Annotated in this window: 12 protein-coding genes; 6 read left to right on the forward strand and 6 right to left on the reverse strand. The window is 48.5% G+C overall.

Features of this window, described 5'->3' with window-relative positions:
• Positions 1–70: 70 nt before the first annotated feature.
• Positions 71–1381, forward strand: a complete 1311-nt coding sequence (locus ACI3EZ_RS00490) for an APC family permease (protein WP_405025170.1) — start codon at positions 71–73, stop codon at positions 1379–1381.
• A 181-nt stretch (positions 1382–1562) separates the two neighbouring features.
• On the opposite strand, the gene ACI3EZ_RS00495 is transcribed toward ACI3EZ_RS00490, so the two are convergent.
• A complete protein-coding gene (locus ACI3EZ_RS00495; protein ID WP_405025171.1) occupies positions 1563–3188 on the reverse strand; it encodes an APC family permease in 1626 nt (541 codons plus the stop codon).
• A 405-nt stretch (positions 3189–3593) separates the two neighbouring features.
• Between ACI3EZ_RS00495 and ACI3EZ_RS00500 the strand changes: the two genes are divergently transcribed.
• A complete protein-coding gene (locus ACI3EZ_RS00500; protein WP_405025172.1) occupies positions 3594–5111 on the forward strand; it encodes a hypothetical protein in 1518 nt (505 codons plus the stop codon).
• Positions 5112–5113: 2 nt separating this feature from the next.
• Positions 5114–5875 carry a peroxide stress protein YaaA gene (gene yaaA / locus ACI3EZ_RS00505; RefSeq protein ID WP_405025173.1) on the forward strand — a complete coding sequence of 254 codons (762 nt, stop codon included), beginning with the start codon at positions 5114–5116 and terminating at the stop codon, positions 5873–5875.
• Positions 5876–5998: 123 nt separating this feature from the next.
• Here the strand turns inward: yaaA and ACI3EZ_RS00510 are convergent, their stop codons facing one another.
• Entirely contained in the window at positions 5999–6265 is a 267-nt protein-coding gene (locus ACI3EZ_RS00510; RefSeq protein WP_283581709.1) for a hypothetical protein, read from the reverse strand.
• 1 nt (position 6266) lies between these two features.
• A complete protein-coding gene (locus ACI3EZ_RS00515; RefSeq protein WP_405023655.1) occupies positions 6267–6584 on the reverse strand; it encodes a hypothetical protein in 318 nt (105 codons plus the stop codon).
• Positions 6585–6709: 125 nt separating this feature from the next.
• Here ACI3EZ_RS00515 and ACI3EZ_RS00520 point away from each other — a divergent pair, with 125 nt between their 5' ends.
• Positions 6710–9547: a DUF3427 domain-containing protein gene (locus tag ACI3EZ_RS00520; protein WP_405025174.1), complete on the forward strand. Its 2838-nt coding sequence runs from the start codon at positions 6710–6712 to the stop codon at positions 9545–9547.
• Between the two features lie 148 nt (positions 9548–9695).
• Here the strand turns inward: ACI3EZ_RS00520 and ACI3EZ_RS00525 are convergent, their stop codons facing one another.
• Both ACI3EZ_RS00525 and ACI3EZ_RS00530 read right to left on the reverse strand, forming a co-directional pair.
• Positions 9696–10553 (reverse strand): MBL fold metallo-hydrolase, encoded by an 858-nt coding sequence (locus ACI3EZ_RS00525; protein WP_405025175.1) that lies wholly within the window; start codon positions 10551–10553, stop codon positions 9696–9698.
• 22 nt (positions 10554–10575) lie between these two features.
• On the reverse strand, positions 10576–11007 hold the full coding sequence (locus ACI3EZ_RS00530) for a hypothetical protein (protein WP_405025176.1): 432 nt from the start codon (positions 11005–11007) through the stop codon (positions 10576–10578).
• 93 nt (positions 11008–11100) lie between these two features.
• On the opposite strand from ACI3EZ_RS00530, the gene ACI3EZ_RS00535 reads away from it, so the two are divergent.
• Complete coding sequence (locus ACI3EZ_RS00535; protein ID WP_405025177.1) at positions 11101–11421, forward strand: DsrE family protein; 321 nt, start codon at positions 11101–11103, stop codon at positions 11419–11421.
• 2 nt (positions 11422–11423) lie between these two features.
• On the opposite strand, the gene ACI3EZ_RS00540 is transcribed toward ACI3EZ_RS00535, so the two are convergent.
• The gene (locus ACI3EZ_RS00540; RefSeq protein WP_405025178.1) at positions 11424–12182 is read right to left on the reverse strand and encodes a sulfite exporter TauE/SafE family protein; all 759 of its coding nucleotides are present in this window, start codon (positions 12180–12182) and stop codon (positions 11424–11426) included.
• Between the two features lie 136 nt (positions 12183–12318).
• Here ACI3EZ_RS00540 and ACI3EZ_RS00545 point away from each other — a divergent pair, with 136 nt between their 5' ends.
• Complete coding sequence (locus ACI3EZ_RS00545) at positions 12319–13545, forward strand: MFS transporter (RefSeq protein WP_405025179.1); 1227 nt, start codon at positions 12319–12321, stop codon at positions 13543–13545.
• Positions 13546–13618 lie beyond the last annotated feature (73 nt).

The raw sequence follows: 13618 nt of genomic DNA on the forward strand, positions 1-13618 counted from the left end.
ATAATTCTCAATTGTTCATTCTACGTGTTTTTAAGCAAAGAAACAATTTAATTTTAAGAGGGCGATTTAAATGACAAAGGCAGGGCATAAAATGAGTCCGTTTTCGGTGTTTCTTTTGGGTGTTGATAGTATGATTGGGTCCGCCGCGTTTTTGCTACCAGGTAACTTATACGGTAAAGCGGGAATCATGATTATTCCAATCCTAATTCTTTCAGGAGTATCCGCCTTGTTACTGGCGTTGTGTTATGCGGGTTTGGCGAGTCGAACCAGTGGTAACGGCGCGGGGTGGTTATATGCTTATAACGAATTTGGGCAGTTTGCCGGATTTGAAGTGGGTTTATTTACTTGGTTACAGGGAGTAATGACGATTGCGACTGAAATTGCCGCGTTTTTGACGGCTCTTCAGGTGTTTTTCCCCCAACTTTACCATCCGACTACCTATCGGATAACGGGAATCCTGGTTATCCTCGCGATTTCGGTAATTGGCATTTTGGGGCAACGGGTATCAAACGCAGCGAACGATACGGCAACCTTGTTAAAATTAGCGGTGTTACTTCTATTTGTTATCGGCGGTGTTTGGTTCATTCACGGCGCCCACTTATTCCATAGTCCAGCTCACTCGTTTGTATCGTATAATAACGCGTATAGTAACGTCTTTTACATGTACACCGGCTTTGCATTTCTCCCGGTTGCTGCGGCGGAAATGCGCAATCCCCAAAAGAATTTACCGCGGGAACTATTGGCGGTGATTACGGCAGTCGTAACCCTTTATGTGGTGGTCTTTGTGGTGGTAATTGGAATGTTAGGACGGCGGATTACAATGAGTTCAGCGCCGTTAGCTTTGGCATTTGCAACCCGGTTTGGATTTTGGGGAAAGTTACTTATTACGATCGGAACGATTGGTTCCATTTTGGGAGTCGCCATTTCCCTGTCGTATAGTACCCCGTTTGTGGCGTCCTCACTGGCAAATGAGCATAAACTGTTGCCAGCATTTTTTGGGATTAAGACCAAGAACGGAGCGCCGTGGGTAGCGATTCTCTTGACGGCGGGAGTATGTGCGTTGCTTTTCCTAAGCGGAAACTACCTGTTCTTGGTGCCATGTGCGGTGATTGTTTCATTGGTTCAGTATTTCTCCACTGCATTGGTAATGCTCCGGGTAAAGTGGCGGCAACACCAGCATAAGGAACAAGCCCGTACCGGATTCCACCTTCACGGTGGGGTGACCGTACCATTGATGGCACTCATCGTGTGTGGGTATATTCTGGTTAACCTTCAGTGGCGGGTAATTGTGTTTGGCGCCATGTTGTTGGCAGCAGGGATTCTTTTGTATGTGGGAGATACTACCGTTCAGCAGTGGCGTCACCGGCATCCCCTAAAATAATCTGCCGTTAAGGAAAATTCGAAGAAAACAAAGGAGGCTGTACCGTAAATCGCGGCCTCCTTTGTTTTCAAATAATTTGATATCAAAAAAACGCCGTTCCAAAACGAAACGACGAATATAACCTAATTGATAACAACCAGGTTATTATAGCGACTTCCCTGATAAAAGACAAGCGCTTTTTTTAGTTTTGCCGGTCATGCTCTGGTTTACCAATGATGATCAGTAGGACTGCAGCCAAACCGGTGATAATTCCGATTAACCACCACCTGCTGGTAAGGTGAGTTCCTCCCAGATAAAAGGCGCTAATTAAGGCGACAAGCAAAACACCAACCATGCTAAGCCACTGTAGTTTAGTAAAAGCAACGCCCGTTGTACTTCGCTGTTCCCGCCGGGTAATGTATGGCAGGATAATTCCGAGCCCAACGAGGACAATGATGGCGATGAGATTGATGGTTAGTTCATACCACCAAGTACCTGAGAACGTGGTAACATCTTGCGGAGCAATTCCAAGGATGGTTGCAATCGCCGTTACAATCAACATCCACCAGCCAACAACCAACGCAAACTTCCGGTTTTTAATATAAACATACGTGGACGGGAATTGGCTTTGCTTGAGCCGCACCATGATAAAAGCAAAGAAAATCCAGCAGGTCACTCCTGGTGATACGATTCCGTTTAGGTTTAATAACCAGTTGAAGATATCGTTCATATCCGGCAAGAAGATTCCTAAACCAATGATGAACGCACTTAAAACACATGTGAGGATATACCCGTTAATTGGCAACCCGGCAGCGTTAGTTTTTCGCAGAAACTTAGGCATGTACTTGGTGCCGGTATCTGAAATCAACATCCGGGTCATGGCATCAAGTAGCACTGCAAGCAAAGCGGCCAAATAGAAAACTTCGGTCCACGCAAAGCAGTACATGAAAAGGTTTCCTACATGATAATGTCGACCAAGTGCCTGGAAGGCGTAGTACGACCCGTTCATTTTAAGGTCGTTTGGTAGGTGGTGGGCGTTAAAGAAGACTCCCAAAGAGAAGGACCCGAAGATGGTCAAAAAGGCGGTCATGACTGCTAGCATGATCATTGCTTTGGGGAAGTCTGTCTTTGGTTTCTTCATTCGGGTAACGAACGGGGCAACTAATTCGGCACCGTTCATGGCATAGATTAGCATCCCGACCGTTGCGAAGTACTTAAAGTTAAATTTCGGCAGGATAGCGTGCAGATTCATTGGCTGGGTGGCAATGTGGCCGCCCATCGCAATTGCCGTAATTGTCATGATGACAAACAGTACGGTCATCCCAAACATGGCAATGCCTCCAATGGTACTAAGAATTTCCATGGAGTGCTTAAACCGTGATTGGATCACGATAAAGACGACAAAGACAATTAGGCTCAAGAGGGCAAACATACTGTTGGAGAGGGTGTGTTCAAGGTGATCGTTGCCGTTAAAAGCCCATCCCAACCCAACAACGATTGAGTTTGCCGTGTCGACCACGTAAGGAATTGAAGCCGCCCAGTATGTCCAGGCAGTGAAATAGCCGAGAAATTCGCCACTTGTTCCTCGTACCCATGAACTTAAACCACCGCCTTCATTGCTAAATGCCGACCCGAGGTGCCCGACCATTAATGAATACGGAATAACGTAGAAAAAGAGCATGATGATCCACGACGTAATGACGCTCAGTCCTTGGTTTTGAAAATTGTAAATTAAATCGTCAAAACCAATGACCGTCACGAAGTCCATTAAGGCGAGAACCGGCCAGCTAATGTATGATTTTTTAGTGGTTTTAGACAAATCACTCATTGTGATAATACCTCCCTTAATAGCTTAATAATAATGAGCAGTGCACCGCTGTTAAGTGTACCATAACTATTTGCTAGTAAATTATTTAATTATAATCGAAAAATATTTGTTGTTTGATAGTTGTACCGAAAGGATGGGACTAACTAGTGAAGAAGTGAGTGAGCATATTATTTGAACCGGGAGAAGGGCGTTTCTATACTGAGAATGAAAATGTGCGCGGGTAAAAAGTGAAATTTCTCCACGCTCCCATTTGGGGGTAAAAGCGTTTTGCCCAAACAACGCATACTTTCATCCCCCATCTGTGGATATCCCACAGACCATTACCATAACGAAGGAGGTTATCTGAAGTGATAACCTCCTTTTCGTGCTAATAATGATGATACTTGGTAAGATGGAGACAGAAAAATGACTAAGAGGAAGGTGGGCTTAATGACAGTAAATGCGCTGGCCCTGATTAAACAACTAACCGCCCTATTAACGGCGGGAAACCAAACGGTGCGGCTGGCAGATAAAACCGGGACAAGAACGGTACGGCAGATGATTCAGTTGACTTGTACGTTAGCGGATGATTACCAAGCATTAGTTAACCGCCGCATGCTGGCAGCTGCTCGGGTTGTTTCACGGCCCATCTACGAGCGGGGCGTCTTTTTATTGTTTATTTTGCATGATCACGGGGAGAGTGTTTCCCGGGCACAGCTCTTCTACCATTCGAGCCGGCTACGGCAGTATTTGTGGACAAGAACGATTTGCGCGCACCCTGATTCGTTTATGGCCCTTGAACCGTTAGCATCAGCGTTTGCCGCCCAGGACGGTCAGTGTTGGGGGCAACATCATATGAGCCTTGCTAGTTGGTTAGCGCAGCGAATCGATGACGAGCGAACGACGTTTAATGCGCTTGAACAAAAGGCACAATACTGTGATTTAGCGTCATTTGGCCGCGATGACCGGCGAAAGACGTGGTACCGAACGGATCCGGAAGTATGGGGCCACGGGCCAAAGATTAGTAGTATCGCGGATGTTGCCCGGTTTGTATTGGGGGACCAGCATAATTACTGTCACCTGGTGTTTTACGGGTTAAATTCGTTGTTTACTCACGGGTATTATTTACCGGAAGTTCTTATCAAGGATATTACCGGAACATCATTCTTTGTTGCCGGGTTATTAGATGCTATCGTAGCTGCTGTTTTCAAGGAAGGGCATCCTACTAATAAGGAGCGTCGGCAGTTCCATCACCTTCATCAGCAGGTGATGGGATTGTTTAAGGCGCCAACTGTACCGCAATGGCCGCGAAGCGCTCATCCGGAGCGAGTTGTGCGGGGAACGGACGTTGCCTTTATGGCGCAGGCCCGGGCAACTTTAGATGCATACCGCTGGCTGCGAAAAGAGGGACGGAATCAGGCGGCACGTGTTCTTTTCCGCACTCTGAATGAGCAGTGGGTAAGTATCCGATGGATTAAGGCACAACCGACTAACGAAGCACAACGCGCGCTCTTTAACCGGTTTGTTTTAACCGCCCGGCTTCAACTTGTACGCGATGTGCGTCGTTTTGTTACGGCGGAACAGGCGGAAACGTTGACCCCCGTAGTAGAAACCCTCACCGACACGCTAGTTCAAGCGGCAATGCCCGCGATGAATCAGCGAACACTCAGGCGGGATAAGCAACACCGGAACTGGTTAGCAATCGAACAGGGGCCGGGAAAACACGCCCGGTCTTTCCGGGCAGTGGAACGAATGGTAGTCCCGCATGGTACGTTTGCGTACCAGTACGCTAACGGGTTTCATTCCGTGCACGCCCACGGAATTAACCTGAATTTACCGTTTTTCATGGATGACCAGCAAACGCCGCTCTTTTTGTTGGGCGATTCTGCCGGAATGAAGATTAATGATCAGGTAGTGGCGGATCTTGTTTCGGAGGTGGAATAGGGATGGGACAACTTGGAATTATTATTTCCCCCGCCAAAAAGATGATGCGGGATACGGATGATTTTCAGGACGTTACCCGCCCCCTGTACCTGGACGATGCACGAATGATTCGGGATTATTTGCGGGCAATGAGCTATGCGGACCTAGCAGCAATGTGGCATGCAAGTGACCGGATTGTTAAGGCGAGCTACCATAATCTTCAAACCATGGATTTGGAGCACAACCTTACACCGGCAATTATGGCCTTTCAGGGACTAGCGTACCAATACATGGCGCCCGACCTATTCACCGATCACGGGTTAGCCTACCTGCAGGACCACGTGACCATTCTATCAGGCTTTTACGGGGCACTTCGTCCGTTTGATGGGGTGGCTCCATACCGGCTGGAACTAAAGGCGAAGATTCATGTGAATGGTAGCCGCAACTTGCCAAATTTTTGGGGGAGCAAGCTCCATGATGCAGCATTTCGGAACGGGAAGGTCGTGTTAAACGTTGCTTCGGCGATGTTTGCCCGGACGGTCCGACGGTATCTTCAACCAGACGAACAACTAATTGACTGTGTTTTTGGCAAGTTGATTAATGGCCGGGTGGTTCAACGGGGAACGCTGGCAAAGATGGCTCGGGGGGAAATGGTCCGATACCTCGCAGAAAACAATGTAACACAGCCCGAAACCGCCCGGCAGTTTCAAACTAGGGGCTACCGGTACCGTCCGGAATTTTCAAATTCAACCAGGTACGTTTTTATTCAGGATGAAGTGAATTAGGGAATAAATAAAACAAGCGTGGTGAAAGGAGCGCGCCTGTTGAAGTGGTGTGGGGTGCTTCAATAGAAGAGTTCTTCATCACGCTTGTTTTATTTGCGTTAATACACGGCTTGATTAATTTAATCAGTGTTCTTGGACATACACCTTATGACTTCGGGGAAATTCCCGGCTGAACGCCCGCTTCAGGGCCCGTTTAGCGTTTTGCCCGTCAAGTTGGGTCCGTTCTTCGGCGTAGCCGTGTTCAATAAGTTCGGCTCCCCCGTCATCAATCAACTTAATCCGCACGGACCGATCCTTCTTAAACGTGTAGAATCCTAGTTCCTGTTTCCGACGCTTTTTAAGGTTAGTGAGGGCTGTTTTTTGCGCTTGTTTTAGTTCAATCAGTTTCATTTTATTTGCCCCCTAAAAACTGTTCAAGTTCCTGGGTAAAGTCTGCCTTTGTGATGTTAGTCGTTAGATATTCTACGGTTGCATTAGCGCCGTGCCGGGTAAAAGCAACCCGCATTGCTGGCAATTGCGGGGGATTAACCCGGCATTCATAACACTTAGTGCCCGCAACGGGGATGCGGGTTGCAAGTTTAGTTTTAGCGAAGTCCGTGGCAAACTGCTGGGTAAGCTGTGCGACGATGGCCTTTTGGATGGTTGCAACCTGGTGCTTATACGTTTTAAAGACTTTCTTGCAGCCCTTTTTATTATAGGTAATTTCCACCGTAATTCCTTCTTTCCGTTCTTAGTATATACCAGAAGGAAAGTTAGATGCGACCTGGAGCAACCGGTCGCTTGAAGTAAGTCTTCCGGGTATAATGGGATCAGAAAAATAAAGAGGTGGACAAAGTGGATCAAGGGATTAACGCAGCGCTGCTTGCCGGGTTTAGTGGTACCCGGGAAAAAACAACGGGGGTATGGGGGCCCCGGATAATTACTAACGAGCCGGGGGAAGAATTATGGAATTACCTACGGTTTGAATTGGAACACTGTACCCGTTTCCGGTGGATGATTGCGTTTGTTACTCCCGCGATGCTTGTTCCCTTAAAAGCCGTTTTAGCAGATCAACCGGCAGGGGTCACGGGGCAAATTATTACGGGAACTTATGCGGGCTTTAATCCTCCCGCAGCGTTTTATGAACTTAATAAGCTTCCGGGAGTTACGGCCCGGGTGGCGACTAGTCAGGGATTTCACGCTAAGGGTTATGCCTTTACCCGAAAAACGGGAGAGGAAGTGCTCTTTACGGGGAGTGCAAATTTCACTAAACAAGCGCTCCTTACGAACCGGGAGCTAACATTGCGGGTGGTGGGAACCACCCGCGGTACCGTTTTTCAGGAGTTTACAACAGCCTTTGAAGCGGAATGGAAGCAAGCCCATCCCATCACTCCAGCGTGGATTAAGGATTATGCTGCGACCTACCACCCGCTGGTGACTACCTCGCTGCACCAAAAACCCACCCAGAAAGTTACCCCGAATAAGATGCAACAAGAAGCCTTAGCAACCCTGCAGGCGTCCTGGAAACGGGGAGAACACCGGACACTAGTAGTATCGGCTACCGGAACCGGAAAGACATACCTAGGAGCGTTTGCCGTTCAGGCATTTCAACCGCGGCGCTTCTTGTTTATTGTGCACCGGGAGGAAATCGCCCTCAAAGCCCGGAAAAGTTTTCAACGGGTGTTAGGTGGACCTGCAAGTGCCTTTGGGATTCTAAGCGGTCACCGCCACGACTGGGACGCCCAGTACCTTTTTGCGACCGTTCAAACCATGGCGCAAGAACGGATACAACATCACTTTTCCCCCACAACCTTTGACTTTATCCTTATCGATGAGGCGCACCGGGCCCCGGCACCAAGTTACCAGCGCGTGATGAATTACTTTACCCCGCAGTTTTGGTTGGGGATGACGGCAACCCCAGAGCGGATGGACGATGCGGACGTGTACGCTCTGTTTGATTATCATGTTGCCTATGAGATCAGACTCCGGACGGCGATTGATAGTCACATGGTATGCCCGTTTGATTACGTTGGGGTAGCGGACTATACGTACCAAGGCCGGATAATTGACGAACAAGTTCCGTTAAAGCGCCTGGCAGCACCAGCGCGGGTAGAGTATGTTTTACAGCAGCTTGCCTATTACGGTACGCACGGTCCGGTACACGGGTTGGTGTTTTGCAGCCGGCAAGCGGAGGCCAAAAAAATTGCCGCGCAGTTCACGGCAGCGGATCACCCCGCGGTTGCGCTGACCAATACTGATGGGCCAACTACCCGGGCAAGGGCGGTCCAGGATCTTGAAGCTGGACGGATTGAGTACATTATGACCGTTGATTTATTTAACGAAGGAATTGACATTCCATGTGTTAACCAGGTGGTAATGTTGCGGAGTACCCAGTCACCGGTTGTTTTTACTCAGCAGTTAGGACGTGGATTGCGGTGGGCTACCGGGAAGACGAGTGTCCTTGTGCTTGATTTTATCGGGAACTATAAGAATAATTACATGATTCCGATTGCGTTAACGGGACATCTCCCGGCGGCGAATCCCGCTGTTCGGGATATAGTAGCTGCCCCTCCAACCATGGGGATTACAACAATCAATTTCACCCGGGTTGCCCGGGAGCGGATTTTGCGAAGCCTGGAACAAACGAAGGTGGATGCGCTGGTGCACCTTAAGCAGGCGTACCAGACGCTCAAGCAACGATTCGGCCGGGTACCATTGCTCCACGACTTTGCTGCCGCAGAAACGGTGAGTCCGCGGGCGTTTACCCACCAAACGCGGGTGAAAAACTACAACCAGTTTCTTGCGCGGATGAAGGATGACCGTCCACTAACTAAGTGGGAGGACCAAGTGCTCACGTTTATTACCCAGGAGTTGGTGAACGGACTCCGACCACACGAATTGGTTTTGCTGAGGTTATTGCTTGAAAATGACGGCGTAGTGACTGAAAGAGCGTATAAGGAAGCGCTCAATCAATACCATGCTGCCACCGATCCCGCTACCCTTACTTCAGTGATGGGGATTCTCAACCTTAGTTTTTTTGATGTGACGGTGGGAAAAACGACGCGCAAAAAGCAGTACGGGAACCAAGCAGTGGTAGTTCAGATGGCGGCGGGATTTGCGTGGACAGAACCTATGGTCACCGCCTTACGGAAACATGATTGGTTCCGTTGCCTGGTTACCGATACGGTTATCACGGGACTTCAGTTAGTCCAGAAGGCGGATTCCCGAACAGCATTTACCCGGGGAAGGGAATACACCCGCAAAGATGTGTGCCGGCTGTTAAACTGGCCGAAGGATATTAGTGCACCACTATACGGTTATCGCGTTATTGATGGGGTGTGCCCCATTTTTATCACCGTCAAGAAGGCCACCGGCCAGCGAAGTGCACGGTACAAGAACGATCTACGTTCGGGCGATCGTTTGCGATGGTACACCCGTAGTCCGCGAACGTTAAGGTCGCCTGAAGTTCAGGAGTTACTGGCAGGAGTTAGTGCGGGGCACCAGCAAGTGAAAATGCTTTTATTTGTGAAACGGGATGATGGGCGGAAGGCGTTTACTTACCTGGGAGAAGTTAAAGTCGTGCCGACCAGTATTCAAGAAGAGGTGTTAAACGGTAAGAAAACGGTGGGGATGGACCTACAACTGGAGCACGTCCTTACCCTGGACCAGTACCGGGAGTTATTTACGGATTGAGAGGTAAGAAAAAGGCAAATGATGCCTGCCGCCTTTTAATAATTACTTGATAATTTAAACCAAATGAGCAGGACAAGGACTAAAAACGAACCGCGTTATAATGCAGTAATTCGGTTCGGCTTCAAACAACTTGCCGTGCTCATTTATTTTAATATAACGCTGAAACGTAGAAGTAAGCGGGAACGTGCAGCTGGTGTAGGGTGGCTTGAACCACGGTTTCATACGACGCCTTAGCAGGGAGGGCCGCTTGTTGTTCGGCAATACGAGCCATAAAACGCTGGTTTTGGCGGGCAATTCGTGTGGCCTCTTTCATCGTAAACGGAATCCCATGTCCAGGATAGAGGGTGGCGGTTGAAGGAAAGAGTGTTTCTACCTGTCGTAAAAATTGCCGGTAACGGGTTCGTAAATGGGGAACAACTTCTTGACTGATGGGATCAATGTCGAGGAGTGAATTAAAAATAATCCCGGCAAGGAGAAGGTCCCCAGTGAACCAGTGGCCAGCTTCGTCTGTAATAATCGTATCTTGGGCACTGTGTCCGGCTAGGGTGCGAGAGTGCAGGCCAAACTGGGTGAGGGCCGTAAGAGGATAAAATGTCCGCTTTCTGAGTGCCGGTACTAACCGGGTTTCTAAGCGTTGTTGAACGTTGCGGCAAACCGCTGGAGGAACGACAACGGGAAGCTTCAGGCGATCAATCGCTTGCTGATAAGCCGAGGTACCGTAAAAGGCGAGTCCCGGAGCGGCATAAACTGGAATTTCAGGAGGAAGTGCTTCTAATAACCCCACATGATCTGGGTGGTGGTGGGTAACCACTACGCCCCGGAGGTCGGTGACCTGTAAGTTAAGTTGCGCTAATGCGGCCGTTAACCGGGCATAGTTTGCCGTTCCCGCAAAGCCCGCGTCGATGAGCAGCCGTTCGTGGTAAAGCAAAAAACTGTTCGCTGCTCGGGCGTGGGGATGCGGGGCCGGAAACGTAATCTGGTAAATATTATTTGTCCACTGTTTCATTTGAATTTCTCCGTTATAATTATCAAACATGACTATTTACCGTTGTGTGAAACGGGTGGGATTCAATTTGTTGATTACTGTTGGCAGGATTAGCAACGTACAAGAGGCAGGCTAAGGCAATAAGAAGTGCTAATAAAGAGCGCATCCACTGACCGTTTTCGCCAGGAATAAGCTGGTGTTGGTAGTGGCGAAGAATGTAAAACATTCCACTTCCAAATCCAATGAGACTAAGGAGCGCACTACTTCCAATGAAAAAGCCAATTCCCAAACCAACAAGTGCCCCTAACCACCGATCAAAAATCGCACCGATTAGCGTTCCAATTAGAGCGCAAAGAAAGATTCGTTGGCTAGTAAACGTCAATGCCAAAAAGAGGCCGCCAAATAAGCCTAGTTGCCACCAAACATAGTGTTTATTGCGGTCACCATGAGGACCGTTAAAAAGATTATTAAGCATATTTATTCCTCCGTTTCGGGTTGAATTCTTGTCCAGGGCGTTCCTTCCGCCGCCCAAAGTGAATGCTGTTAGAATAAGGGTGAGGTGAAAAGAATGCAAGTTTTATTTCATGTGAACGAGCCCGCACGGTTATCTGGTGCGGTACGAAACATTGATAACGTGTTAGATGAAATCCCGGCGATAAGCGTTGAATTGGTGGTTAATGGGCCGGCAGTCCGGGCGCTGGTTCCTAAAAACGATGCGGTTGCGCGCTTAGCAACTAAACCTGCAGTGACCGTTGCAGTATGTCAAAACTCTCTCCGCCGGTTTAACGTTGAGCCCGCTCAACTCCCTGATACCATGACAATCGTGGCTAGCGGGGTAATTGAACTTGTTCGAAAGCAGGAAGCCGGGTTTGCGTACATTAAGCCGTAAGGCTAAAGGCAGTACCGGCAAAACAAAACAATGGCTAAAACAATGGCACCACTCCCAACGATGCGGTGCATCACCTTATCGGGAAGGTGACGTACAAGGAGGGGACCTAAATATCCGCCGATAAAGAAGCCACATGCCATGGGGATTACAAATTGCCAGGTAATTTGTGTTTTAATGAGATACACAATCGCCGTCAATAGATTAGCAACTACAAGAACAGCGTTTTTAACCGCGTTGACCTGGGCAAAGGTTCCCGGAATAAGTGTAAAGAGGGCTAAAAGCATTACCACCCCGCCGCCAGCGCCAAAGTACCCCGTGTAGATGCACACAAGAAAGGCAAGAGCCCACGCGCCCAGTCGATGGAGCGGAGATTTATGTTGCTCCTTCTGGTGAAATCGCGGAGGAAATAGCATGATAATTCCGGCAAGGGCGATAAAGAAGGGAACCACCATTTTAAAAACTGTTGCTGGGAGCGCAAATAAAAGGAGTGCCCCTAGAATCGCGCCCACAATTGTCATTGGTAAAAGAATCAAGAGGCGGCGCCCCTGGCCCTTTAATTCGTAACGGGATGAGAGAACGGCGCTAAGTCCTGACGTTACCAGGGCTAAACTGTTAGTGACGTTGGCGGCTACCGGTGTCATTCCCATTAGGAGAAGGGCTGGATACGAAACAAGCGAGGCTAATCCCGCTGCCGAACTAACGGTCCCCGCGGCAATTCCCGCAATCACCAGCCAGCAAAGTGTGATTATCCAATGCATCATAGTTAAGGCTCATCTCTTCTTTATCATCGTGTTATCGGTTTCCATTGTACCACGGGATGGGGATTGTTTTTTTACGGTGAAAGGGCGATAATAAGCGGTATTAAAAATGTAGCTTATAAATAGGAAGTGGATTAGCATGACGGGACAAAAGACCGTTTCAGAATGGCGGCATAATTTATATATTTTGTGGATTGGAAACTTTATCGTTGCGATGGGATTCCAATTATTTATGCCGTTTTTTCCGCTCTATATCCGGACACTCGGATCCTTTAATCGGTTTCAGTTAAACATGTGGAGTGGGGTTGTGTTCTGTGCAGCTTATTGCGTTTCCTCGTGGATGGCACCAATTTGGGGGAAGTTTGCGGATCAACACGGGCGTAAGAAGGTGCTATTACTATCATCCGCCGGGATGGCTACCATGGTGACCCTCATGGGGTCGGTAACAAATGTTTACGAATTAGCACTGTGCCGGTTATTACAAGGTTTTTTTTCGGGCTACATTAGTAATACGTCTGCCTTAATCGCAGCCAGCGTTCCGGGAGAGCGGAGCGGCCAGGCGTTGAGTTTACTGTCAACTGGGACAACGGCTGGGATGTTAATCGGTCCGTTCTTTGGCGGGGTAATTGCCAATACGTTTGGGTACCGTCTTACCTTTATCCTTACGGGATTATCATTATACTTCGTGTGTGGTTTTACATTGCTTTTTGTATGGGAAAAACACTTTACGCCGCTTTCCGCACGGGAAATGCTCTCGACTAACGAACTGTTTCATAGTTTAAAACACCCGCGGATTATCGTGGGAATGATTGTAACCACCCTGATTATTCAAGCGGCTAATAACTCAATTTCGCCGGTAATTAGTTTGTATATCCGGCAACTCATGCATGGTCAGGGCCGGGTAGCCCTTGTCAGCGGAATTATTGCGGCTTTACCCGGGATTTCGACTCTTTTAGTAGCGAAGACCTTTGGGGCGTGGGGGGACCGGATCGGCACGCATAAAATTTTATTGGCAGGCTTTATTTTTGCTTTTATTGTGTTTATTCCGCAAGCTTTTGTTCGGAATGTTTGGGAACTGGGAATCCTGCGCTTTTTAGTGGGCATTTCGGACGCTGCCTTACTGCCACAGGTTCAAACCATGCTGGCGAAGTATTCAAACTCCCGGTACTCCGGCCGGATCTTTAGTTATAACCAGTCCGCGCAGTTTGCCGGAAACATTGTCGGCTCGCTGCTTGGGTCAACTGTTTCCGGACTTTGCGGGTACGGGGCGGTCTTTTTGTCAACCGCTGGATTAGTGGCCGTTAATTTCTTCTGGGTACGGCGAAGCGTTGGGGAAATTTTGCACCGAACACCGCGAAATGTATAGACAAATTTCTGAATAAAATTATTAAAACAATAACAGGAGGTTGCGCCGTAAGTTGCAGCCTCCTGTTGCTTCA

It is taken from the genome of Ligilactobacillus sp. LYQ60, from assembly GCF_045033015.1.
In the GTDB taxonomy this organism is placed as follows: Bacteria; Bacillota; Bacilli; order Lactobacillales; family Lactobacillaceae; genus Ligilactobacillus.

What these genes read in the sequence shown, in the direction of transcription:
- ACI3EZ_RS00490 (WP_405025170.1), top strand. Translation starts at nt 71, where the DNA reads ATGACAAAGGCAGGGCATAAAATGAGTCCGTTTTCGGTGTTTCTTTTG.
- ACI3EZ_RS00495 (WP_405025171.1), bottom strand. Translation starts at nt 3,188, where the DNA reads ATGAGTGATTTGTCTAAAACCACTAAAAAATCATACATTAGCTGGCCG.
- ACI3EZ_RS00500 (WP_405025172.1), top strand. Translation starts at nt 3,594, where the DNA reads ATGACTAAGAGGAAGGTGGGCTTAATGACAGTAAATGCGCTGGCCCTG.
- yaaA (WP_405025173.1), top strand. Translation starts at nt 5,114, where the DNA reads ATGGGACAACTTGGAATTATTATTTCCCCCGCCAAAAAGATGATGCGG.
- ACI3EZ_RS00510 (WP_283581709.1), bottom strand. Translation starts at nt 6,265, where the DNA reads ATGAAACTGATTGAACTAAAACAAGCGCAAAAAACAGCCCTCACTAAC.
- ACI3EZ_RS00525 (WP_405025175.1), bottom strand. Translation starts at nt 10,553, where the DNA reads ATGAAACAGTGGACAAATAATATTTACCAGATTACGTTTCCGGCCCCG.
- ACI3EZ_RS00530 (WP_405025176.1), bottom strand. Translation starts at nt 11,007, where the DNA reads ATGCTTAATAATCTTTTTAACGGTCCTCATGGTGACCGCAATAAACAC.
- ACI3EZ_RS00535 (WP_405025177.1), top strand. Translation starts at nt 11,101, where the DNA reads ATGCAAGTTTTATTTCATGTGAACGAGCCCGCACGGTTATCTGGTGCG.
- ACI3EZ_RS00540 (WP_405025178.1), bottom strand. Translation starts at nt 12,182, where the DNA reads ATGATGCATTGGATAATCACACTTTGCTGGCTGGTGATTGCGGGAATT.
- ACI3EZ_RS00545 (WP_405025179.1), top strand. Translation starts at nt 12,319, where the DNA reads ATGACGGGACAAAAGACCGTTTCAGAATGGCGGCATAATTTATATATT.